Annotated in this window: 1 pseudogene; it reads right to left on the bottom strand. The window is 60.7% G+C overall.

What is annotated here, in order from left to right:
* A pseudogene (locus HMPREF2967_RS13280) lies at positions 1–603 on the bottom strand (IS21 family transposase); the annotation flags it as partial.

Here is a 603-nt window from a genome sequence, read left to right as displayed (position 1 = left end):
CCCCCGACGTGTCTACTTTCCGGGGGTCAGGTCCAACAACCTGGCAGACCCCACCGAAGTAGTCAAACGCTTGGCGGTGTGCATCAAGCCAGGACTGTTGCCGCTGGTCAACACACGCACAAGCAAACAGCATTCCTGAATACGGCAGCGAAGCGACGAAAATGCTGACTTTCGCACCCGGTGTGCCCGCAGGGTCGTACAGGCGCATCTTGTTCCCTGCCCAGTCCACCTGCATCGTATGCCCTGGTGCATGGGTGATCCGGGCGGTAAGCCCGGCCGCATCGACATGGGAGGCAACCAGCTGGCGGAACCGGTCGTAGCTGTAATGACGCTGGCCCGGCTGGGTGGGGGTGGTGGTGTAGCGAGCCCACAATACTTGCAGTGTCTGCTTCACACGCCCTGTGCGTGCTTTGACGACCGCGTCAAAGTCAATCGGGACGAACTCGCCTTGACCGCTGGTGCGTTTATCAACGAATATCTCGTCTAGCTCGTCATTCGTCAACGCCGCGACCTGCTGGGCAGTAGTCAGGCCAAGGCTTCGCAGCGCTTGGTTCGCTCGGGAAATCGCGCGGTGCGAGCACCCGAGCTGGTCTTCAATCTGGC

This window comes from Corynebacterium sp. HMSC059E07 (assembly GCF_001814395.1).
GTDB classification, from domain to species: Bacteria; Actinomycetota; Actinomycetes; order Mycobacteriales; family Mycobacteriaceae; genus Corynebacterium; species Corynebacterium hesseae.
This window is presented reverse-complemented; position numbering and strand designations above follow the sequence as displayed.